Source organism: Methylomonas sp. EFPC1, assembly GCF_016925515.1.
Classification (GTDB): Bacteria; Pseudomonadota; Gammaproteobacteria; order Methylococcales; family Methylomonadaceae; genus Methylomonas; species Methylomonas defluvii.
Map to the genome: position 1 here is coordinate 198,414 of NZ_CP070494.1, position 22,321 is coordinate 220,734.

A 22,321-nucleotide genomic window follows, 5' to 3' on the forward strand; every position below is an offset into this window, starting at 1 on the left:
ATGAAAATCGCCGCGCTGGATTCTGGAATGCTGTTAGAGGGCTTCGCGAGTGGCTTTGGCAGCCAGTAAGGATTTTACGACAGTTACCAAGCCAAAAATGACTACGCCATAGATCAAGGTAGACGTCAGATAAGGCGGATAATACATCGCAACGCGCTCAATATATTGCGCGAATGAGCCGTTTGGATAGCGTCCGGATAGCCAGTAAAAACTGCCGTTGGAAAACAGAAACGCGATCGATGTAGCCGCTACTAGAGCCATCAGGCGTTGCGCGGCGGTGGCTATCGACAACCCAGTGAATTGTCGGCACCATTTGCCACCCAACCACATCGCGCCGTAAGAGCCGACCAGAAATACGTAGGCTTTGGACACGCAAAAATCGCTGACACCAAGTTTAGTGATCGCCAAGTAATCAATCAGCACCGCTTCCGCCAGCAATAAAGCGAATAAATAGCGACCGCCCAGCCATAATCCGGCGAAGAAAAACACCGCCAGCGAAGCGTCCGGCAACGCAAACGGCGTACCGAAATGGTGAAAACGGGTGGCCGCCATCAACGCCATCAACGCGACCGCGCCGGGTTTAACAGCCAAGGTTTGATTCAAACTCATAGGGTTCTCCAAAAAAGGTTTAGTAATTGTAATGGATCGAAAAATAGAAATTTCTGCCGAAGCTGTTATAGGTGTTAACCGTTTGATAGTGTTTGTCGAACATATTATTCAGTTTGGCGCTTAACATCCAATTTTTGTCGATGCGATAAGCGGTACGCAGATCGGCGGTCATAAAGCTGCCCAGACGGACCCGGTTCGCGGCGTCGTCGAATCGTTCGCCCTGAGCCAACACGGAGGCACCAATATCAATGTCACCGAACGAGCGCGAGACATCATAGGACAAGCTTTCCGTCACTCGACGCGGCAGGCGCAAATTAGTCTGCCTGTCCTTCGGTGTCATCAGGTTCATGCTTAGTTTGTTGTTCCAGCCGAAAATTGGCGCGGACACTTCGGCTTCTATGCCGTCTATCTGCGCCTTGCCGATATTTCTGGCGGTGGACGGCGTGCCGCTAAATACAATCAAATCCTCGATATTGGTGTGATAAGCGCGCAGTTCCCAGTTGGCCCAATCGTGATGGCCGGCAAAACCGGCTTCGAAGCTGGTGGACTTTTCCGGACGCAAGCCGGGGTTGCCGAAGCCTGGGAAGTATAACTGGTTAAAGGTCGGCGCCTTAAACGCATTGCCGAAACTGGCAAAAGCGCTGAGACCGTAATCCCAATTAAACCGCCAGCCGAAATTGCCGGTGACACTATCGCCGAAAGCCTGGTTTTCGTCCCACCGCAAGGAAGCGTTCAAAAAATGCTTGTCGAAAATCCGGCTGTGCAAATCAGCGAACACTCCGACATCGTAACGCGAGGTTTCGACATAGCGTGTGGTGCTGTCGACTTCGTCGAAGCGGTAATCGGCGCCCACTGTCAATTGGTGATCCTTATGCAAGGCCAGTTCGTTCAGCCAACTGGCGTTCCAGCGCGTGGTGTTGAAACGGCTGGTAAACCGACCGTTATGCCGAAACTGATCGGCATCGTCCATGCTTTGTCCCACCCGCAAAGTGGATTTCCATCTATCGCTGAAATTTGCGCTGGCTGTGGCTCCTAGTGTCTGATTGACAAACTCGGTGGTGCTACTGATGGAGTTGTCGATCTCGGTTTCGCCTTCGGCTCGCAGGAAAAATGCTTCCAGTTCCGCGCCGTTGTCGAAGCGGTAACCGGCTTTGGCATTCAGACTGGTGTTGTTATAGCCGTCGCGGTCCGGATTATAGCCGCTCGCGACGCTGACACCACTCAGCGCATTGATGCCCTGGCTACCGAGTTGAGCGGCGCTCAAGCTATACCAAGCCTTGCCCCATTTACCGTTGACGGCCGCCGAGCCGTTATAGGTGTCGTATGAGCCGCCGCCGGCTTCCAGCGCAATGTTCGGCCGTTCGCTGGTGCCGCCCTTGCGAGTAAATATCTGAATCACCCCTCCGATCGCTTCCGAGCCATACAGGCTGGACTGCGGGCCTCGAGTGATTTCCACCCGTTCGATTTGATCGATAGGAATAAACTGAAATGCGCTGGTGCCGGTGGTCACCGAGCCGGCCTTGATGCCGTCGATTAAAACCAGTACATGATCGGAGTTAGTGCCGCGCAGATAGACATTGGTATCCTTGCCGTAACCGCCGCTTTGCACCATATCAACGCCCGGCGTGCCTTTTAGTAACTCAGGAAGGGTTCTAACCTGAAGTTTCTCGATGTCCTGGCGATTATAAACCGTCATCGCCGTGGCTAATTCGTTCTGTCTAGTCTCGGTTCGGGTAGCCGTCACGACTGTTTCGGCAAGGTTGATAGCCTCATCGCCGGTTGTCGCCCACACTGTAAAAGGCGTACTCGCCAGCAATAAAGATCTGTATAGAATTGTTTGCATATTGTCCTCTGCGCCCGCCGCGCATCCGGGTGAAAAAGGACAGAGGAAAAACGGAAAACGAAAAAGACGGAGGCAGGCTAGGCATGGACTCAGACCATTCCGTCAACAGCCCTCCGCTGTCTCGAATGATCTTCCGGGCCAGTCTCCGGGCTTATAAGTGGCTTGACGCCTGATCTGCGACCTTCCCATGCAAAGCGCACAGTGGCAAAAACGCAGCTCTTTACTTATCTACCGTTGCGGGGGCAGCGCCGGCATGGGCGGTTAAAACCGCCGCACCGACTTCCTGTTTAAGCTTGGCCGAGAAAACGGCGCAAACACCTGAAAGGAGCGTGCAATTTTAGGGAGTCGGGCATGATAAAGCAAGAGTGTCCGAGCGGGCGAATTGCCTCAAATTAAAAGTAACCCAAGGGGTCATTAAAAACGGGTCGTTGCCTCACATTGTGTGTAACCGAAATCAAGCGGGTTACCACCATGGGAAAACACGAACGACGAGCCTATTTACAGGCTATCCAAAAGCGCTATCGACAAAGCGATAGGGCCACGAAACAAACGATCCTAAACGAGTTTTGCGAAGTCTGCGGCTACGCCCGTAAGTACGCGATCCGTTTGCTGAATCGAAAAGCCAAGCCAACCGCTTCGCCTAGCAAACGGCCCGGCCCCAAGCGGAAATATCAAGCCGAGGTGTTGCTGGAGCCATTGAAGCGCATCTGGTTTGCTAGCGATCAACTGTGCGGCAAGCGCCTGAAAGCCGCGATACCGATCTGGCTGCCTCATTACGAAGATCAATACGGCCCCTTGGCGGATGGCGTGCGCGCCGACTTGCTCAAGGTGTCGGCGGCGACCTTGGATCGCTTGCTCAAACCCTTGCGCGTCCAGCACCCCAAAGGCTTGTCCGGCACCAAACCCGGGTCTCTGTTGAAAACCCAGATTCCCATCCGCACTCATCACTGGGACGAGACCCAGCCCGGTTTTGTCGAAGCCGATACTGTCGCTCACTGTGGCAATTCGCTGGCCGGCGATTTCGTCTGGAGCCTGACGATGACGGACATTGTCACCGGCTGGACCGAATGCCGGGCCACCTGGAATAAAGGCTCGCAAGGTATCCTGGAACAGATTCAGGCCATCGAGAACCTGTTGCCATTCCCTTTGAAAGGCTTCGATTGCGACAATGGTTCTGAATTTCTCAATCATCACCTGGTTCGCTATTTCACCGACCACCCGCAAAAGCCGGCGTTTACCCGCTCCAGGCCTTACAAGAAAAACGACAATGCCCACGTCGAGCAGAAAAACTGGACTCACGCCAGGCAATTATTCGGCTACGACCGGCTGGATAATGCCGCGCTGGTGCCGTTGATGAACGCGGTCTACAGCACGCTTTGGTGCCCTTTGCAGAATCATTTCTGTCCCAGTCTGAAACTGCGGAAAAAACACCGAGACGGCGCCAAAGTCGTGAAAAAATACCATGCCCCGCAAACCCCTTACCAACGGGTGATCAATCATCCTGACATTCCGGAAACCACCAAACAGACTCTCCAGGAACATCATGCCAAACTCAATCCATTTGCTCTTAAGGCCGCCATTGAGCAACAATTGAAACTCATTTTTTCACAAGTCCAGGTTACCTCTAATGTGAGGCAACGACTCTGATACTTCGGTTACCTTTTTCTATGAGGCAATACGGCGGGTCACCCACAATCGGCATTGCAAATACCCCTTTCCGTGCTATACATTGGTGCATTGATTAATGCTGTTAACTTAGACTTCAACGAATACGGGCGGGATCATGGAAATTCAATCGAAATTGTTAGGCAACCAAGACATCAATCCGGACACTATCATCAATTTTCCGCGCGGCCTACCCGGTTTTGAAGATCAGACCCGCTTTAAATTATTTCATCAGGAAGGCAGCGAGATTGTCTATTGGCTGCAATCGGTCGATAACGCGGAGCTGACTTTTTCCGCGGCTCATCCGTCGCACTTCAACATCAATTATAACTTTACGGTAACCGACCCCGAAGAAGCGCTGCTGCAACTAGAGCCGGGCGACGAACTGGTGATATTAATTCTGCTGCACAAAGACAACGAGCAGGATAATGGCAAGCCGACCATTAAAGGCTCGATCAAATCGCCAATCTTAATCAACGCCAACAAACGCATCGGCATGCAAAAAGTATTGGTGGCAATCGAACAAAGCATCACCCTGACCGAGAAGGTCAGTGAGATAGATGTATCTGAAGCTTAAAAAATGCAAACATCCGCCGGCGATTGCGTTCGCCGGCGGATGTTTAAATCAGGCGGCCTGAACAGGAATGGAATGACTGGAATGGCTAATACGATTGTTGCCGTCGAAATACACCAAAGTCGGCTTGTAGTTCGTCAGTTCCTTCTCATCTAAGCTGGCGAACGCACAAACGATAATCAAATCGCCAGGGCACGCCAACCTTGCAGCTGCACCGTTAATCGAAAATACGCCGGAATCTTCTTCGGCGCGAATCGCATAGGTGGTAAAGCGTTGACCATTGTTAATATTGTAAATATGGATTTGCTCGTACTCCCTGATACCGGAAAAATCCAAAATTTTACCGTCTATAGCACACGATCCTTCGTAATCCAGCTCGGAATGCGTTACCCGCGCACGGTGTAACTTAGCTTTAAGCATGTTTATGTTCATGGTAAACAAGGTCGAATACTAGGGCCGGCGATTATGCCTGAAATTGACTCTGCTATCAAATTTAAGCATTAGCTTTCAAAGGTAAAAACCAATGCAGTCAGTTGTTTATTTTAGAAAAATACAGGTTATCGATCAGGCGTGTAGTGCCCAGCTTGGCAGCAGCCAAAATAAGCAGATTAGCGTCGCAGGTGCTGGCGGGCAATAAATCCTTACTACGGCAAATGCTGAAATAGTCGACGGCAAAACCGGCTTGCTGCAGATTTTGGCGCTGCCGTTCCGCCACAGCTGGATAATCGACATGCCCTGCTAAAATCTCGTCGCGTGCAGCGATCAAGGCTTGATAGAGCTTGGGCGCGTGTTGTCTTTGTTGGTCGTTCAGATAGCCGTTGCGGGAACTCATCGCCAAGCCATCGTCCTCCCGAACCGTCGCCACGCCTTGGACTGCAACGGGTATATTCAAATCGGCGACCATTTGCCGAATCAGCGTCAATTGTTGAAAATCCTTCTCGCCCAACAACAACAGGTCGGGCTGGACCATGTTCAACAGCTTGCAAACAACCAAGGCTACGCCGTCAAAGTGTCCGGGCCGGCTGGCCCCGCAATGCAGGGCCGACAAGCCGCTGACTGAAATGCCGGTTTGCGTGGCTTGCGGATACATTTCCGTCACCGCCGGCAAAAACAGTAAATCGGCGCCGTTTGCTATCAGCTTTTCCTGATCCTGCTGCTCGGTGCGCGGGTAACTGGCAAAATCTTCGTTTGGCCCAAATTGGGTGGGATTGACGAAAATACTGACCACCACTTTATCGGTCTGTTGCTTGGCCGTGCTAACCAGTTTGATATGCCCGGCATGCAGATTGCCCATGGTCGGCACGAAACCGACGCTATGGCCGGCTTGCCGCCATTGGCGGATGACTTCTCGCAACGCGGCGACGCTGGTGACTATCTGCATACGCTTAATAACTGTGTTCGGACGCTGGAAATTGCGCGGATTTAACCGCTTGATGATAGTGGCGCACCGCCTCTTCTATGCTGGAGGCGTCGGCCATAAAGTCTTTAGAAAAGCGCGGCCGCTTGCCGGTGCTGATATTCAACATATCGTACAGCACCAACACCTGGCCATCGCAATCAACACCAGCGCCGATGCCTATGGTCGGAATACTTAGGCGCTGACTTATTTCGGCGGCCAGTCGCGCCGGCACGCATTCCAGCACTAAAAGGCTTGCGCCGGCTTGTTCGATTTTTTCCGCATCCGCCAAAATTTGTTTGGCTTGCTGTTCTTCACGACCCTGCACTTTATAACCGCCTAAGCGATTTACGGATTGCGGTAACAGACCTAGATGGCCGCAGACCGGAATGCCTTGATCCACCAGAAAGCGAATGACGTCGAGCTTGGCGCCTTCCAGCTTGACCATTTGCGCGCCACCCAACTGCATCAAGCTTGCCGCATTCAGCAATGCCTGCTCCGGTGTAGCGTAACTGGCAAACGGCAAGTCGGTAACCACAAAAGCTCGCTTCCTGGCCATTGCCACGCTACGGCTGTGATACACCATATCGCTCAGTGTGACCGGCAAGGTGCTGCCGTGTCCTTGAATCACCATGCCCAACGAATCGCCGATCAGCAGTACGTCGATACCCGCTCTGTCCAACAGCGCGCTGAAGCTGGCATCGTAAGCAGTCAGGCAACTGATTTTCTCGCCGGCTCGTTTCATTGCCGCCAGATCACTGATCGTCAGCGCCTTTAAGGCATCGGCATATAAGTTCATACTGTTATTTTCCGCAAGCCGTCGGGCGGACAAGCCGCCAAGAGTTGCGACAATGAATCCAGACCCGGAATCTGCAAATCGCTGCTTGCCACATCAGCCAAGGGGTACAGCACAAAGGCACGCTTGGACAACTCCGGATGCGGCACAACCAGATCCGGTTCATTGATGCTCTGTTGTGCGTAAAGCAATACATCCAAATCCAGGGTTCTGGCTCCCCAACGCACGTTGCGCAGCCGGCCATGCTGGTTTTCGATTTGCTGTAATTCTCTGAGCAAAACCAAAGGTTCCAGCTCGGTCGAAATTCGCAGCACCGCATTCACGTAATCGGGCTGATCTTGCGGCCCAACCGGCAAGCTGCGGTACAAGGGCGAGAAGGCAATTTCGACCACACCCGGCAAGGCCGCGATTTCCTGTCTGGCCCGATTGACATGATCGACAGAGTCTTCGAGATTGCTGCCCAAGCCTACATAGGCCTCGACAGCTGACTTAGCTAGCGTCATTGCCGACGGGGGCGGGTTTGCCTCGAGAACGGTAACGGCCGGTTTTACGGTTACGGGGTTTACCGCCACCGGATTTTGGCGGCGCGGTCATTCTTTCCCGCTCCGCATCGTCGGCTTCCTGAAAACGTGTCCACCATTCGACCAGTTCCGGATCGGCGCCGCCGGTTTCCGCGCGTAGCCGCAAAAAGTCGTACGCTGCTCTGAATTTAGGCTGCTCCAGCAAACGATAAGGCCTTGGCCCAACCGTTCTGGAGAATTTGTTTTGCAAGAACCAAACTTCGCGCATCGATTGCGTGATGTGGCGCGGTAGCGCAGTGACCTTGATTTGTCTGGTCAGCACTTCGTTGGCGGCGTTCTGATAGGCCAGCGTTTCGTTTTCGCCGTGGGCGATGCGTCTTTGCGCGGCTAATTGCAGCGGCTCCCACAACAGGGCGGCTAATAAAAAATAAGGTGTCAGCGTTTTGCCGTCGTTGAAGCGGGTGTCGGAGTTTTCCAAGGCCCGGATCAAGAACAAGCGCGGAAAATCGTGGTCTTCGCTGGCGAGGCAGCGGTCGGTTTCCGGAAACAAAATCGCAAACAAACCGTAATGTCTGAGCATCTCGAAGGATTGCAGACCGTAACCGGACAAAAACAATTTAATGACTTCATCGTAAAGACGCGCCGAGGGGATGCTCTTCAATAAATCGGCTTGGGCGTAAATCGGTTTTTCGGTATCCGGATGCAACGTAAAACCCAGCTTCACGGCAAAACGGATGGCGCGCAGCATCCGCACCGGGTCTTCTCTATAGCGTACTTCCGGGTCGCCGATGAGACGCATGACCGCCGCCGCGTGATCCTGCATGCCGCCGGTATAATCCACCACGGAAAAATCGCGGATGTTGTAATAAAGAGCGTTGACGGTGAAATCTCGGCGCCAGACATCCTGTTCCAGCGTGCCGAACACGTTGTCGCGCAATAACCGGCCGTCTTCATGAACGACTTGCTGGTCAGATTCTTCGGATTCGGAACCGCGAAACGTCGCCACCTCGATAATTTCGCGGCCGAAAAACACATGCGCCAGTCGAAAGCGCCGGCCAATAATTCGGCAATTACGAAATACTTGCTTGATTTGCTCCGGGCTGGCGTTAGTGGCCACGTCGAAATCCTTAGGCTCCCGCCCCAGCAGCAAATCCCTGACGCAGCCGCCCACCAAATAGGCCTCGTAATCGGCCTTTTTCAAGCGTTGCAGCACTTTCAGGGCGTTTTCGCTGATTTGTGCACGAGAAATGCAATGCTCTGAACGCGGATAAATCTTCACGGCACTCGACCCCGCCGATTCATTAACCGGTTCGGCAATTTGCTCATCCGGTGAAAAGATTTTTTTGAAGAAACTAAAAATGACTTTATCCCTTAATTTAGAATGACGTGTGCCAGCTTTTTCGAGGCTTCGGGCGCGAACGTCCTAGCGGTCTTATCATAACACCTCGCCAGATTTAAGCTCAATCCAGCACATTCTTTTACATTCCCTTGGGTTAAATGTAGAATTTCGCCATTCGCCGAATATTTTGGTGTAATAACATAAAAATTGGCTGTACTTGTCGCCCTTAGGCCGGTGACGGGGAATTTATATCGGAGAGTGGAGCGTATGTTTAAAAAAATTTTACTGGGTTTTGTAGACCAGCCTGTATTTACTAGTCTATTCGTCGCCGATTTCGCATTATTGGTTTTCCATAGACCGCCCTTTTTATTTTCAATTGTCATGATCGGCGCGCTGGTGGGCATGAGCATGTACATGGGGCAAAAACTAGCGATTTTCGACAAATAATTGCGACAATCCGCTAAAGCAAGCACCCCAAAACCCGGCGTGGATTTACCGTCCCCTCCGGGTTTTTTGCGTCGGCTGGCGGCTGCTGGTTACGATGCTTTCTTACTGCTGGCGATATGGTTTTTCGCCACGGCCATCGCTCTGCCTTTTAACGCCGGCCAAGCATTTGCCAGCGATCAGTTTTTTTATCCACTTTATCTGCTCGGCATCAGTTTTGTTTTCTATGGCTGGTTTTGGACCCACGGCGGCCAGACCCTGGGTTTGCGCGCCTGGAAAGTTAAAGTCAGCGCCTTGGATGGTCGCTCTCCCAATTGGCAGCAAGCCAGCGTCCGCTTCGTTGGCGGTTTATTATCCTGGGCTTGCTTGGGGCTAGGGTTTTTCTGGTGCCTATTCGATAAAAACGGCCAATGCTGGCACGATTACCTGTCAAAAACCCGGCTGGTTTTTCAGGAAGAAAAGCGCTGACGGCAAAAGCGGATATGCTATATTCCAGGCTCGATCAACCTACCAGCCGGGAATATACGATGAAAACAATAACAATACTTTTCTCCCTGTTTGCCGCCGTTGCCGCCGGCACCGCCAATGCCGAAGTCAAACTGGCGGATAACTCCAAATTACTGGGTAAATGGCAGGTCACTCACGAAGCCCTGGCTCTCGACCGCGAAAAGAAGCCCTTGCACGTCACTTGGGAATTTCAAAAAGACGGCACCTTGATAACCACCGGTGAAGATGCGCGTAGCGGCATCGGGGAAATGACCATCCCAATCAAATATAGCGTGGCCGACGGCGTGATAAAAAAGCAAGTCACACCTGGCCGGGAAAAATACGAAGATTGCGCGGTGGTGGAAATGGACGAAAAAGATGCGATTTTGAAATGTAAGTTTCTTTATTTGTTCATGACGCGCAAATAACTGCCGTGATAACGCTCCACGGAACGGAAGCAAGGGGTTTCCGGTCCGTGGAGAGACAACTATGCCGCCTAGCTGACCCGCTTAACCGCGATCAGCGCGCCTAAAAACACCAAAGCACTCGGCAACATCGCCATCAACATCGGATTCATGTCGTAAACCAAACCGACATGGCCGGCAATCTTGTCGAAAATGTTAAACGTCATCCCGATCACGATACCCATCATAATCCGCGCGCCGGTGCTGGTGCCGCGACCGATACCAATCACAAATGGCGCCGACACCATCAACATCACAAAGGTTACAAACGGGTTGATTAAACGGCTCCAGAATGCCAACTCGTAACTTTGCGACTTTTGATTGTTCTGCTTCAGGAAGTCGATGTACATGAACAAATCGTAAAGCGACAGGTTGTCGGATTTAACGACGGCCACTTTCAACAAATCCGAGTCGATGCTGGATTTCCAGCTTTGTTCTGCTTGAGTGCCGGCATAAATTTGCTGCCGATTGATTTCGGATTGTTTGACGCTTTCCAAGCGCCATTGTTTGTCGCCTAAAAACTGCGCATGTTCGGCCTGAGTGATGCGGGCGAGTTTATGTGCATCGTCGACATCGTAAATGCGTACATCGGCCAGCGAGCCATCGTCGAGAATTTTGCGGACGTTGATAAAGCTATTGCCTTCTCTCAGCCACATCCCGTATTGCGAGCGCATCACCACGCCGTCGTGCAGCGCCGTGGTTTTCAGCACTTGCGCGGCGCGTTCGCAAGACGGCGCGACGAACTCGCCCACCAGTACGGCAACGCTTACCAACAGCAAGCCTGCCAGCATAATGGTTCTGATAATCCAGGCGATGGATAAACCGGCGCCGCGCATCGCTACAATCTCGCGGTTATTCGCCATCGAGCCCACGACGAACAAGCTACCCAGCAACGCCGCCGACGGTACCAATTCGTAAAATACCCGTGGTGAGGTTAAGGTCAAAAACCATAAAATCTGTTTCAAGCCGTAACCGCCTTGCCCCAAATCTTTTAACTCGTCGCTGAAGCTGAACAGATTGAACAGCGTCAATAACAATATCACCGCAATTAAGGAGCCCTTGACGACTTCTTTGACGATGTAAATGGTCAATACGTTGATCATGACAGCTTCTCCTTAAGACTTTGCGACAACCATTGCCAGCCGTACAAACGCATCAACATTAACAAACCCAAGACCAGTAACAAGGCGTCCACCCAGAAATAGCCCAGCCAGGAGGGCAGCGCCCCGCTGATTACCCAACTGTGATTGACCCTCTGCAAATTGCCGTAAACGAAATAAATCCCAAAAGCCACCAGCATACTGCCGTATATGCCGCCGCGCGGCGACAGCTTAGCTAAGGGCACTGCCAGAAAAGCCAATAAAATAACCCCTAACGGCGTGCTGAAACGATCCTGTAACTCGGCGACATCGCGCAGTTCCGGAGACAGCCATAAATTCTCGGTAGTAGTAGCCTCGCGGCCCAAATTCAAAATGGTGACCTTTTTTTCGATCAGCACGGCATATTCTTTAAATGTCTCAATGGTGAAGTTCTTGTTACCCGGTACGCCTTGAATCCGTTCGCCATTTTCCAACACCAGATACAAGCCGCCGGGCAAATTTTTCAACCAACCGTATTCGGCGTTTACCACGCCGGCTTTGTCGCCTTGTTTGTTTTGCACGAACACCTTGTGCATGCGGCCTTCGTCATCGACGTTTTCGGTGTAAAAAATCAACTCGCCGTCGCTGTACTCGCTGAAGCGGCCGGCAGCGATGCCGCGAATATCGGCATTTTGTTTATCCTGATGCATCAACTGCTCGGTTTTGGCCTCCGCCCACGGCGAAGCCAGCATCGATAGCGCCATACCCGCCAGACTTAACGGTATGACCAGCATGAATATCGCCCGATAAATGGTAAACACGCTGCCGCCGGCCGAGGAAATTGCCGCCATCTCCTGCTCGCGGTACATGCGGCCCAATACCATCAATACCGCCATGAACAGCGCGGCGGGCAGGAAGGTGGTCGTGGCGACGACGATTTTCAAACCCAGTAAGGTCATCACCGTATCGTTGGCGATATTGCCTTCGATGGCCTGCGCCAATACCTTGATAAATTTGCGGCTGACGATGATCACCACCAACACGACCAACACGGCGGTGACGGTGTGAAACAGCTCCTTGATTATCATTTTATCCAGCACCGTCAACAGCCGGAAAGGCCGGCCCGCGCTGGGTAATCCTCGCTCAATGCTCAACAACTCACTCCTAATTTCTAAGGTATAATCGAACCACAGACCGCTGCATCCGGCGCAACCCCTCAATCCCAGATACTTACAGACTACTCTCATGGACTATTCTATAGAAAGCTCACCCTTAGACAAACTGCAAAGCGACTGTCTGCTGGTCGGAATCTACGAAAATCAACAACTCAGCCCGGCGGCAACCCAACTGGACAGCCAATTCGGCGGTTTGTTGAGCAAATTAATCGGCCGCGGCGACATCAGGGGCAAAAACGCCGAAACCTTATTGATCAATAACCTGCCCGACGGCAATATCGCTCGCATCGTATTGCTCGGGTTTGGCGAGCGCGGCAAGGTCACGCGCAAGCAATACCGTAAAGCCTTGGCGGCTGCGATCAAAATCATCAAGGACAGTAAAGTCAGCGCCGCCAGCTGCGCACTGCTAGATATAGACGTCAACGGTGCGGACAGCCAATGGAAAGCCCGCCAAGTTGTAGAAGTATTCAACGATGGTCTGTACCAATACAGCGCCACCAAAAAAGTCGACGACAAAAATCCGCTGCAAAAGCTGGCTGTAGTGGCCGACGATAGTCAACAAGCTTTGGCCGAATCGGGCCTGCAACAAGGCATCGCCATCGCCAGAGGCATGGAATTGGCCAAACACTTGGCCGACCTGCCCGGCAATATCTGCACGCCCACGCATCTGGCCGAGCAAGCCCTGGCTCTGGCCGGAGAGCACGACAAACTCACCTGCGAGATTTTGGAAGAAAGCGACATGGAAGCCCTGGGCATGGGCTCCTTTCTGTCAGTGTCGCGCGGTAGCCGCCAGCCTGCTAAATTGATTTGTCTGGATTACCAAGGCGGCGACAGCAACGCCAAACCCATCGTGTTGATCGGTAAGGGTCTAACTTTCGATGCCGGCGGCATTTCCTTGAAACCCGGCCTGGGCATGGACGAAATGAAATACGACATGTGCGGCGGCGCCAGCGTGTTGGGTCTGGTGCGCATGGCGACATTGTTGAATCTAAAACTAAACATCGTCGGCTTGATTCCTGCCTCGGAAAACCTGCCGGATGGCGCGGCCAACAAACCCGGCGACATCTGGACCAGCATGTCCGGCAAAACCATCGAAATCCTGAACACCGACGCTGAAGGCCGCTTGATTTTGTGCGACACGCTCACCTACGCAAAGAAATATAACCCGGATGTGGTCATTGATATGGCGACCTTGACCGGCGCCTGTATCGTCGCCTTGGGCCGGGTACCGAGCGGCTTGTTCGGCAACGACGACAAACTCTGCAACGATTTGCTGAGCGCCGGCGATGCCGCCTGCGACTTGGTGTGGCGCATGCCGATCTGGGAAGAATATCAGGAGCAACTAAAATCCAACTTCGCCGATCTGGCCAACATCGGCGGCCCGGACGGCGGCAGCATCACGGCAGCGGTGTTTTTATCCAAATTTGCCGAAGAATACCGCTGGGCGCATATCGACATCGCCGGCACCGCTTGGCGCACCGGCGCCAACAAAGGCGCCACTGGCCGGCCGGTCCCGCTGGTAAGCCAGTATTTGCTAAACCGCGCCTCGGCTTAAGGCCGAGCGTATCAGAGGCTTTCGCGGTGATCCGGTGTCGCGAAAGCCCCTGCTACTTTCCGCAGGCTTAAAACGACATGACCGACCCCAGTCATTCGCCATCCCTCCCCGAAGTCAGCTTCTACGTGCTGGCGACCCACGACCAGCAACAACGCCAGGATTTCGCCTGCAAGCTGATCGAGAAAATCTACCGCAGCGGCCATTTTCCCTATGTGCTGACCGACTCGGCGGAGCAAGCCGAGCAAATCGATAAAGCCTTGTGGACCTTCCGGGCCGGCAGTTTTATTCCGCACCAAACCTATCGCGGAGAAATCCCGGCATTTACCAGCACCATCCTAATTGGTGGCGAAAACATTCCTGAGGGCTGGCAGAAAATCGTCGTCAACCTGTCTAGTTTGTACCCGCCGACCACCGCCCCGACCGAGCGTATCCTGGAAATATTGGACAACAGCGAAGCGTGCAAACAGGCCGGCCGCCAGCGTTACCGGCATTACCAGCAAGCCCAACTGGCGATTACTACCCACAAAATGTAGGGTGGTCACGTGGCGAACGAGAAAATGCAACGAGGACTTCGCCCCGGTTATCGCCAGCCAAAGCAAAGCTCAGAAAAGTGAAATCCCAATTTGTACAACGCATCCGCCCTCTCGCGCCATGAAAAGTAAAACACTGATTGTTGCCGCCTTGCTTATAGCTGTCACCGCACTATTTCTCTATAGCCGCCGCCCGCAGCCGGTGGCAGTGGAGGCTTACACTTTGGCGGAAGGCGAGGTGCGGGCGACGGTAGCGAATACCCGGGTGGGTACGGTCAAAGCGTGTCGGCGGGCCTATCTGGCGCCGGCAACCGGCGGGCAAGTGGCGCAGCTGCGGGTTAAGGAGGGTGACAAAGTCAAGCAGGGTCAGGTGTTATTGGAGGTTTGGAACCAGGACTTAAAAGCTCAGGTTGAACTGCAAAAAGCCCAGATCAATGCTAGCCGAGCCAGCGCCGAACAAGCTTGCCAATTGGCCGGTGGCGCGGAGCGGGAAGCGGCCAGGATGACGCAATTGCAAAAACACAAAAACGTGGTGTCTGTGGAGCAAGTCGATAAATCAGTGACGGGTGGCAAGTCGCAGCGCGCGGCATGCCGGGCCGCGCTGCAAGCCATTGAGGTGGCAGAGGCGCAATTGGGCGTGGCGGAAGCGGCGGTGCTGCGTACCTTGGTGAAAGCGCCGTTTGACGGCACGGTGGCGGAAGTGAATGCCGAATTGGGTGAATTTGTTACACCGTCGCCGCCGGGGATTCCAACCCTTCCGCCCATTGACTTGCTGGATGTCAGCTGTTTGACCGTTTCCGCGCCTATCGATGAAGTGGATGCTGCCAGCATCAAGACCGGCATGAGCGCCTGCGTGTCCTTGGATGCGTTTCCGGATAAACGCTGTTCCGGCATTGTCACCCGCGTCGCGCCCTACGTGTTGGAAAAGGAAAAACAGGCGCGCACGGTGGAAGTGGAAGTGACCTTGCGCGATCCCAAAGATCTCGCGGAGCTGTTGCCGGGTTACAGCGCCGACATTGAAGTGTTGCTCAGTCAAAAAGAGCGCACGCTGCGTTTGCCGGCCGAGGCGATTCTGGAGAATCATCGCGTGTTGTTGATCGGCGCAGACCATGTGTTGCATGAACAGAGCTTCCAGCCCGGTTTATCCAACTGGAGTTTTACGGAAGTACTGTCCGGGCTGAAAGCGGGCGACCAAGTAGTGACGTCGGTTGGCAAGGAAGGCGTGGCGGCCGGCGTAACGGTCAGCGTCAAACCATGATTCAGCTCAGTGGCATTCGCCGGGTATTTCAGGTTGGCGAGCAGACCGTACAGGCTTTGAATGGCATAGACCTGTTTATCGGGCCCGGCGAATATGTGTCGGTGATGGGGCCGTCCGGATCAGGCAAATCGACACTGTTAAACATTGTCGCACTGCTTGACCAGCCCTCGGCCGGCCAATACTTATTAAACGGCACCGATGTCACCCGGCAAAGCGATGACGAGCTGGCGCGGATTCGCCGCGACAATATCGGCTTTGTGTTTCAGTTTTTTCATTTGATTCCCAGGCTCACCGCCTCAGAAAACATCGAAATGCCGATGATCCTGGCGGGCATCGATAGCAAACAGCGCAAGCAACGGGTGTTACAGGCATTGGCCTCGGTGAATTTATTGGATCGTGCCGAGCATAAGCCCAATCAATTGTCCGGCGGCCAGTTGCAGCGTATTGCCATTGCCAGGGCGATGATCATGCAACCCGGTATCTTGCTGGCCGACGAGCCAACCGGCAATCTGGACAGCCAATCCGGTCGGGATATCATCGAGCTGCTGGAGAATTTAAATCAGCAAGGTGTGACGTTAATCATCATCACTCACGATCAAAATATCGGCGGTAGAGCCAAGCGGCAGTTGCGCATTGTGGACGGCCGTTTGGCGGACGGCGCGGTTTAGTTTTTCATTTAGAACGGTGCTAAAAAAGCTTGGCGGCGATAACTTTGTCGTTAGAGTTTTCCTGGTTGTGCGATACTGTCAACAGAGTTGACACGCCAGTAGGCTGAGGAGGGATGATGGAGCGATATAGATTAAGTTTTTGTAATGCCATCAAGCTGGATGAGGACTTGGCGGAGTTTATTGTCGATGAGGGAGTGGAGCTCAACTTGGCGCTGGTGGACGAATATCATGCTTGGATCGTGGCGCATTTGCAGAGGCCCTATCTGCTGCTGGTGCACAAAGTCAACGCCTACCACTATGACTTTGCCTCGCAAACTGCTATGGGCACTTTGCTGGGTATTAAAGCGGCGGCATTTGTGGTGTATACCCATATCAGCCAGCTAACCACCCAAGTTATGCTGTCAATGCCGCGGGATGCCGATTGGGTTTATCGGATTTTCAATAATCGTGATGATGCGTTGATGTGGTTGGGAATGCAGCGGGAATCGAACGATCACGACGGAAAAATTTTAAAATCCACCTCCAAGTCATTAATTCGTTAGAATCTGTGTCTTTAGCCACAGATTGGGAAATTTTTTGTGACTCAGCTCAAATATCGTTCTATTTTTACGCCAGCCAGCGACGCGCAACGGCAGGAAAATTTTGCTGATTATTGGCTGTTTACCCAACAACATGGCGGTGAGTTATTGGAAGCGGACCGAGATTTGGCAAAAAAGCGCGAACGATTGGCGTATTTTCAAAATAATCCGGTGCACTTGCACAAGCCTTTGGCAGACCCGGAGGCGTTTTATCGCAATTATGTGAAGATGGTGGACGATCCAAAATCCCTGGACAAGCTGACCTTGTTACTCTGCGGTATCTATAAATTTGCGCGCCACGAATGGGTGGGAATTAAAGGTGCTTGGGATGTGGTGCCGGATATGGCTAATTCGCATAGCGTGGAAGACAAAATTTCCCGAGTGCATCTGGCCGAAGAGTTTTGCCATTGGCGTTTGTTTGATGAAATGCTGAAAACCTGCGGATTAGAGCGGGTGGTATGGGAACCGTTGACCCCGTTTAAGGAAATGATCTACGAACAATTTCCGAAGTTGCCGGGGGTATTGATGGATACGCCGGCCTTCGTCACCGAGTTAATGGGCGTCAGCTTCTATTGTCATTTGTATCCCTTATTCGACGAGTTATTGGCCGACGAGCCGGAAGTTAGAGATCGTCTGAAAGCCTTGCTGGACGAAATCACCATCGACGAAGTCGCGCACGTCGGGCAACGCCGTAATTTCATCGGGCCGTTGGGCATTAAGATTGCCCGCTATCTGGTTAAGCCGTTTTACATACTGTTTTATCAGGACATTCCGGAAGTGGGCGAATTATTCGATGTCAAGCAAATGATCGCTCACGGCGAAGCGTTTGATTTTAATCAATTGCCGGACTACATGGTCGCCCGCAGTTGGGTTCCTTCTTATTGCAAGGTTGCCGCTTAAAATCTGGTCTCGAAAGCGACTGCCAATTCAGCAATGACATGCCGATGGTCAGGCGTTGCAAGCAACCCGGTATCTGAAGAACAGGCGTTTAGCCAGTTTGGCTTAACGCAGAAACGGCAACATCACCCCAAACACCAAAATCAGCGTAGTGCCGATCAGGGCGGTTTGGCCGGGAATTTGTTCGAATAGCAAGACGCTCCAGGCTAAGCTTAATACCGGGGCCAAATACCCTATGGAGCTCACCAAGGCTGCTGGCGCGGCTTGATAAGCCCGAGTCATATAATGTTGCGCGCCGCTGCCCGACACGCCTACCAGGAGCAATAAGCCCCAGCTTTCCGCCGAGCCCGGCAGGCGATAGCCAAACCGCGCAAAATAAATGCCGTGTAACGCCAAGCCCACCAGGCAAAAATAGAAAATTACCGTTTGCGGGGTATTGCTGCGCCCGGCACGCGCCACCATCAAATAGGCCAGCGCCGACAACAGGCCGGCCAGCAAGGCCATGGCTTGTCCGAATAAGTTGTGGCTATTTTCGAAATCAAATAGCAGCGATACCCCACTGAACGAGCCGATAATGGCCAGCCAAACCAATAGCGAGTTTTTTTGGCCCAAAACCAGTGGCCCTAAGAGCATTACGAACACACCGCTGCTGGCGGTCAGAAAAGCGCTTTCGCCGGGACCGATGCGGGCGATGGCGGCGAATGACAGCATCAGGGCCGTGCTGCCGAACAAGCCGCGCAGCCACAACGAAGGTCGGGCATCGCCGAACAGACCGATCAGTCTGCCGCCGATCAGCGCCGGAATTGTCAGGATCAAGAAATTGGCCAGGATGCGGATAAAGCTGATCATGCTGGGCGGCAAGCCGGTATCGAATAGGCCGATGGCGTATGCGCCGGCGTTCATCACCGAAAACAAGACACAAGCGACCAGCATATAACTGAGACCGAGGCGGCTGTTAGGCAGCGGCAAGATAGGCGTGGGAGTTTGGATGGTTTGCGGCTGATTAGTGTCGGCGGGCACTGGTGGCTTGGCTTAAGAGCGTCGGTAAGGGCGAATAGGTTGAGGATAGGGCCGTATCGGTTCGGCCTGACGGTTTGCGAGTCCAAAATGCACATCATTGCGCCGGCTACCGACGCACGGATTTGGTCAGCGTCGCAGGTATATTAACCTCTTAAGGTTTGGATGTGTGGTTTTTGGCGATACTGCGGGGGGATGTTCCGAAATATTTGCTAAAAGCAGTGCTGAAATTGCTGGCGTGATTGTAGCCGACATAGGCGGCGGCAACATCGATTTGACAGCGCCTGGATTCTAATAACTGATAGGCGGTTTTCATGCGAATATCTAATAATAAGCCGTACGGCGTCGTATTAAAAAAGTGATGAAACAATTGTTTTAATTTAAATTGATTGGTGCCGACACGTTTGGATAATTCGGCAACCGATGGCGGGTTTTTATATTCATTTAACAGAATGTTATGCGCGGCTTGGGCAATGGCTTGGTCTTTTTTTGAAAAAACCGACGATGTCTTTCGATTATCTTGCCATAGATGGGTCATTTCCGCGGCTAATATCGACAGGGCTTGGCCGTGCATAAATACATGTCTTGCCGGATTATTCGGATCGCAATTTAATAGCTGCCGCGTGGCTATTAATGCCGTATTTGAAATGGGTTTATAGCTTATTAAACTAATGCCGTTCTTATTAAAAAATCGCGTTGCGGTATTTTCGCCGAAGTATCGACTCAACCAAGATTTACTCATCGAAAACCGCACTTGGGCCATCGGATTATTGGCTTGATATTGGCGTTCGCCAATACTGGAGCTGAATGCGGTGATCGACGTATAGCCTTCATTAAAAGTAATTTCTTGGCCCTGCGCATCAACGAATCGCGATTGCCCTTGCATGCCCAAAGTCACCACCAGGCGAGGGTTGTGCTGATCCATTCGGGTCAGAATGGCTAAATCCTGACTGGGCTGATAATGTGTTTCGATATAGTTCAAGTCTGGGTCGAGCGGAAACAATGTCGAGTAGCCTTTGCCTATGTCATCCGGCAGATACTCAGTCAGGCAGTTGCCTTGCTGGCGGGATTGCAATTCGTCGTTTTTGATGCGCCAGCGTCCCGCCGTTTTCTTCGTCATGGCAATCCCTATGTTGGTACTAATAAGCAATTTTTATTTAAACTATGTTATTTGGCTTAATTAATGGTTGCTAAATGGGCCGCTGAGTTTTTTTGGATGAAGTAGTCGAAAATTCGGATATTTCCAGCTGCTACTTATAGCATAAAAAATATTACTTTTAGCATATGAAAGTAACTCAGGCGGTTGCGAGTGATTCGTTAAAATCAGCATTGTGATAAACGCTTTCCATATTCGAACATTCAGCGATAAATGTTCGGTGGATAGGGTTTTATTTTTGCCGAATGTTGACTGGAATGATCATGAAATACGCCGTGCTGCCCTTACTGAATTTACCCAAATCCTTGCTGGTTTTTTTTGCGCTACTGCAAGCCGGTACCGCCGTCCTGGCAGAGGAAAAGACTGACCAGCTCGATTCCACCGAGGTAGTCGCCAACCCTGTTATCGAAGAAAATCATGTGGACGAGTTCTCCGGCGTATCTGCGGTCGTCACTGAAGAACAAATCCGCGACCAAAATGCATTGGATCTGGCGTCGGTCCTGAAAAGAACGCCGGGCGTGCAGATCTCGCGATACAACCCCGTCGGTGCGTTCGGCGGCGACCAGGGCGGCGCGGTGGCGATTCGTGGTCAGGGTGCCGGCCGACCAGGTAGCGAGATCAAGACCTATATCGACGATATTCCTATGTATATGGCTACCTGGAACCATCCTTTGCTGGATTTGTTGCCCGTCAACGGCATGCAATCGATTACGGTTTACAAGGGCCCGCAGCCGGCTATCAACGGCAACAATTTCGGTTCGATCAACCTGCAAACCAAGGCTGCGGCGGAGGACGGTTTGCACGGTAGCGGCCGGTTGTCCGGCGGCTTTTTCGGCACGATTACCGAGCAAGCCGATGTGCAAGGCAAGTACGGTGATTTCGATTTCTCGTTGGCACAAGGCTACGCCAAATCAGACGGCCATCGCCAAAATGGCTATGGCGAATTACGCAATGTGATGGGAAAAGCCGGCTATCAGTTAAATCCGCAATGGCGTTCGGACGTGACGTTTCTCTACGCGGATAACCGAGCGGGCGACCCCGGACAATATGGGGTCACGCCGCCTATCGGCGAGTACGATACGGTTGCGGGTATGGTAGCGGCCAGCGTCAGCCACGCGCACGGCGATTGGCAGGGCAAATTTACTCTCTACCATAACGGCGGCGACGGTAATTGGTTGAGTCAAAATACCTACTTCACCGGCTTCGCTGACAACCGCTCGAATCTGCTCAGCCAATACAGCATGGACGGCTTTCGCTGGAAAGAACAGTTTTCGCCCTGGCAGGGCGGCACCTTAACGGCTGGGATAGATAACGAGTGGCTGAACGGTAAAGTGACTAACCTGGGCACGCAAACCGGCAATCAAGTGTATCAATTTGCCACACCCACTTTCAGGCTCACCAGTCCTTACCTGGCCTTGAGTCACGATCTGGTGCTGAGCAAAGAGTGGGTGATGGTCCCGTCCCTTGGTGTGCGCTTTTACGACCATAGCCATTACCAGTCCAAAGCCTCGCCGCACGCCGGTTTGTCATTTGTCTCCGACGATTTAACCGTGTTCGGTAACGTCTCAAACGGTGTCAACTATCCCGGTATTGACGCGGCGGCTAACTCGGGCGCCTTGTCGAACGTGCCGTTAAATCTATTTTCCGGCGGCTTTTTACCGAATTTTTCAGCCGACGGCTGGCAAAACTTGTCGCCGGAAAACGTCGATCATGCTGAAGTGGGTTTGAAAGCTTCGCCGTTCAAAAGTACGCAAATCGATCTGAGCTTTTTCATCGATAACGTCAAGAATCGCTACGTGTTCGACTTAACCCAGGGTGCTTATATCAATTACGGCTCGTACTGGATGCGTGGCTTGGAAGCGTCGGTAAAACAAGACTTGATCGCCGACTGGAGTCTATTTGCCGGATTGACGCTACTCAACCCCAGCATCCCGAATTTGCCCTACACCCCGGAACAAGCGGTGACCGCCGGCATCAACGGCCCCATCGGTCCGCTGCGCTTTTCTTTCGATCTGCAATACCAATCAAGAACTTGGGCGTTGAATCGCGCCCGGAATGTCGCCGAGGTGAATAACCAACGTGTCGAAGCCTTTACTGTGGCGAATACCCGGCTGGCCTATCCTATTGCCGAGTTAGGCAAAAAAGGCGAAGTGTTTGTCAGCGTGGAAAACTTGTTTGATAAACGCTATGTCTATCGCCCTGGTTATCAAATGCCGGGTATTTGGGGGCAAATCGGTATTGCCGCCAGCTTCTAGGCGATTTAATCCATAT

At 52.5% G+C, this 22,321-nt stretch carries 23 protein-coding genes and 1 riboswitch; of the genes, 12 read left to right on the forward strand and 11 right to left on the reverse strand.

The features are described 5' to 3' along the window. Window positions 1-33: 33 nt before the first annotated feature. Window positions 34-609 carry a hypothetical protein gene (locus JWZ98_RS00875; protein WP_205452641.1) on the reverse strand — a complete coding sequence of 192 codons (576 nt, stop codon included), beginning with the start codon at window positions 607-609 and terminating at the stop codon, window positions 34-36. Between the two features lie 19 nt (window positions 610-628). Then, entirely contained in the window at window positions 629-2,452 is a 1,824-nt protein-coding gene (locus JWZ98_RS00880) for a TonB-dependent receptor (protein ID WP_205452645.1), read from the reverse strand. A 118-nt stretch (window positions 2,453-2,570) separates the two neighbouring features. Next, window positions 2,571-2,789, reverse strand: a riboswitch (cobalamin riboswitch). A gap of 134 nt (window positions 2,790-2,923) precedes the next feature. Here JWZ98_RS00880 and JWZ98_RS00885 point away from each other — a divergent pair. Next, a complete protein-coding gene (locus JWZ98_RS00885) occupies window positions 2,924-4,099 on the forward strand; it encodes an integrase (RefSeq protein WP_205450356.1) in 1,176 nt (391 codons plus the stop codon). Between the two features lie 136 nt (window positions 4,100-4,235). Further along, window positions 4,236-4,694: a flagellar assembly protein FliW gene (gene fliW, locus JWZ98_RS00890; RefSeq protein ID WP_033156828.1), complete on the forward strand. Its 459-nt coding sequence runs from the start codon at window positions 4,236-4,238 to the stop codon at window positions 4,692-4,694. Between the two features lie 48 nt (window positions 4,695-4,742). On the opposite strand, the gene panD is transcribed toward fliW, so the two are convergent. From panD to pcnB, 5 genes are all read right to left on the reverse strand, one after another. Further along, window positions 4,743-5,123 carry an aspartate 1-decarboxylase gene (gene panD / locus JWZ98_RS00895; protein ID WP_033156827.1) on the reverse strand — a complete coding sequence of 127 codons (381 nt, stop codon included), beginning with the start codon at window positions 5,121-5,123 and terminating at the stop codon, window positions 4,743-4,745. 97 nt (window positions 5,124-5,220) lie between these two features. Next, entirely contained in the window at window positions 5,221-6,072 is an 852-nt protein-coding gene (gene panC, locus JWZ98_RS00900) for a pantoate--beta-alanine ligase (protein WP_205452647.1), read from the reverse strand. A 4-nt stretch (window positions 6,073-6,076) separates the two neighbouring features. Further along, entirely contained in the window at window positions 6,077-6,886 is an 810-nt protein-coding gene (gene panB, locus JWZ98_RS00905) for a 3-methyl-2-oxobutanoate hydroxymethyltransferase (protein ID WP_205452649.1), read from the reverse strand. After that, entirely contained in the window at window positions 6,883-7,386 is a 504-nt protein-coding gene (gene folK / locus JWZ98_RS00910; RefSeq protein WP_205452651.1) for a 2-amino-4-hydroxy-6-hydroxymethyldihydropteridine diphosphokinase, read from the reverse strand. Before folK ends, panB begins: the two co-directional genes overlap by 4 nt. Next, a complete protein-coding gene (pcnB, locus tag JWZ98_RS00915) occupies window positions 7,373-8,683 on the reverse strand; it encodes a polynucleotide adenylyltransferase PcnB (protein WP_033156823.1) in 1,311 nt (436 codons plus the stop codon). Before pcnB ends, folK begins: the two co-directional genes overlap by 14 nt. 327 nt (window positions 8,684-9,010) lie before the next feature. On the opposite strand from pcnB, the gene JWZ98_RS00920 reads away from it, so the two are divergent. Genes JWZ98_RS00920 through JWZ98_RS00930 form a run of 3 tightly spaced genes read left to right on the forward strand, consistent with a single transcriptional unit; the run spans window position 9,011 to window position 10,101 of the window. Beyond that, window positions 9,011-9,190 carry a hypothetical protein gene (locus JWZ98_RS00920; RefSeq protein ID WP_020483849.1) on the forward strand — a complete coding sequence of 60 codons (180 nt, stop codon included), beginning with the start codon at window positions 9,011-9,013 and terminating at the stop codon, window positions 9,188-9,190. 39 nt (window positions 9,191-9,229) lie between these two features. Continuing rightward, on the forward strand, window positions 9,230-9,655 hold the full coding sequence (locus JWZ98_RS00925; RefSeq protein ID WP_225892932.1) for an RDD family protein: 426 nt from the start codon (window positions 9,230-9,232) through the stop codon (window positions 9,653-9,655). Window positions 9,656-9,714: 59 nt separating this feature from the next. Then, window positions 9,715-10,101, forward strand: coding sequence for a hypothetical protein (locus JWZ98_RS00930; RefSeq protein WP_033156821.1), 387 nt, complete (start codon window positions 9,715-9,717; stop codon window positions 10,099-10,101). A gap of 68 nt (window positions 10,102-10,169) precedes the next feature. On the opposite strand, the gene lptG is transcribed toward JWZ98_RS00930, so the two are convergent. After that, complete coding sequence (gene lptG, locus JWZ98_RS00935; RefSeq protein ID WP_033156996.1) at window positions 10,170-11,237, reverse strand: LPS export ABC transporter permease LptG; 1,068 nt, start codon at window positions 11,235-11,237, stop codon at window positions 10,170-10,172. Next, entirely contained in the window at window positions 11,237-12,370 is a 1,134-nt protein-coding gene (lptF, locus tag JWZ98_RS00940) for an LPS export ABC transporter permease LptF (RefSeq protein ID WP_033156820.1), read from the reverse strand. Before lptF ends, lptG begins: the two co-directional genes overlap by 1 nt. Before the next feature lie 91 nt (window positions 12,371-12,461). Between lptF and JWZ98_RS00945 the strand changes: the two genes are divergently transcribed. The 6 genes from JWZ98_RS00945 to JWZ98_RS00970 all read left to right on the forward strand — a co-directional run bounded on the left by JWZ98_RS00945 (window position 12,462) and on the right by JWZ98_RS00970 (window position 17,880). Then, window positions 12,462-13,946, forward strand: coding sequence for a leucyl aminopeptidase (locus tag JWZ98_RS00945; protein ID WP_033156819.1), 1,485 nt, complete (start codon window positions 12,462-12,464; stop codon window positions 13,944-13,946). A 77-nt stretch (window positions 13,947-14,023) separates the two neighbouring features. Next, entirely contained in the window at window positions 14,024-14,479 is a 456-nt protein-coding gene (locus tag JWZ98_RS00950) for a DNA polymerase III subunit chi (RefSeq protein WP_205452653.1), read from the forward strand. Between the two features lie 118 nt (window positions 14,480-14,597). Next, a complete protein-coding gene (locus JWZ98_RS00955; protein ID WP_205452655.1) occupies window positions 14,598-15,734 on the forward strand; it encodes an efflux RND transporter periplasmic adaptor subunit in 1,137 nt (378 codons plus the stop codon). Next, entirely contained in the window at window positions 15,731-16,402 is a 672-nt protein-coding gene (locus JWZ98_RS00960; RefSeq protein WP_205452656.1) for an ABC transporter ATP-binding protein, read from the forward strand. The genes JWZ98_RS00955 and JWZ98_RS00960 overlap by 4 nt, the downstream gene beginning before the upstream one ends. A 113-nt stretch (window positions 16,403-16,515) precedes the next feature. Further along, window positions 16,516-16,944 carry a hypothetical protein gene (locus JWZ98_RS00965; protein WP_205452658.1) on the forward strand — a complete coding sequence of 143 codons (429 nt, stop codon included), beginning with the start codon at window positions 16,516-16,518 and terminating at the stop codon, window positions 16,942-16,944. 36 nt (window positions 16,945-16,980) lie between these two features. Beyond that, the gene (locus JWZ98_RS00970; protein WP_205452660.1) at window positions 16,981-17,880 is read left to right on the forward strand and encodes a hypothetical protein; all 900 of its coding nucleotides are present in this window, start codon (window positions 16,981-16,983) and stop codon (window positions 17,878-17,880) included. Window positions 17,881-17,982: 102 nt separating this feature from the next. On the opposite strand, the gene JWZ98_RS00975 is transcribed toward JWZ98_RS00970, so the two are convergent. Next, window positions 17,983-18,897: a DMT family transporter gene (locus tag JWZ98_RS00975; protein WP_240348164.1), complete on the reverse strand. Its 915-nt coding sequence runs from the start codon at window positions 18,895-18,897 to the stop codon at window positions 17,983-17,985. Window positions 18,898-19,048: 151 nt separating this feature from the next. After that, on the reverse strand, window positions 19,049-20,014 hold the full coding sequence (locus JWZ98_RS00980) for an AraC family transcriptional regulator (protein ID WP_205452662.1): 966 nt from the start codon (window positions 20,012-20,014) through the stop codon (window positions 19,049-19,051). Between the two features lie 299 nt (window positions 20,015-20,313). Between JWZ98_RS00980 and JWZ98_RS00985 the strand changes: the two genes are divergently transcribed. After that, on the forward strand, window positions 20,314-22,305 hold the full coding sequence (locus JWZ98_RS00985; RefSeq protein ID WP_205452664.1) for a TonB-dependent receptor plug domain-containing protein: 1,992 nt from the start codon (window positions 20,314-20,316) through the stop codon (window positions 22,303-22,305). Window positions 22,306-22,321 lie beyond the last annotated feature (16 nt).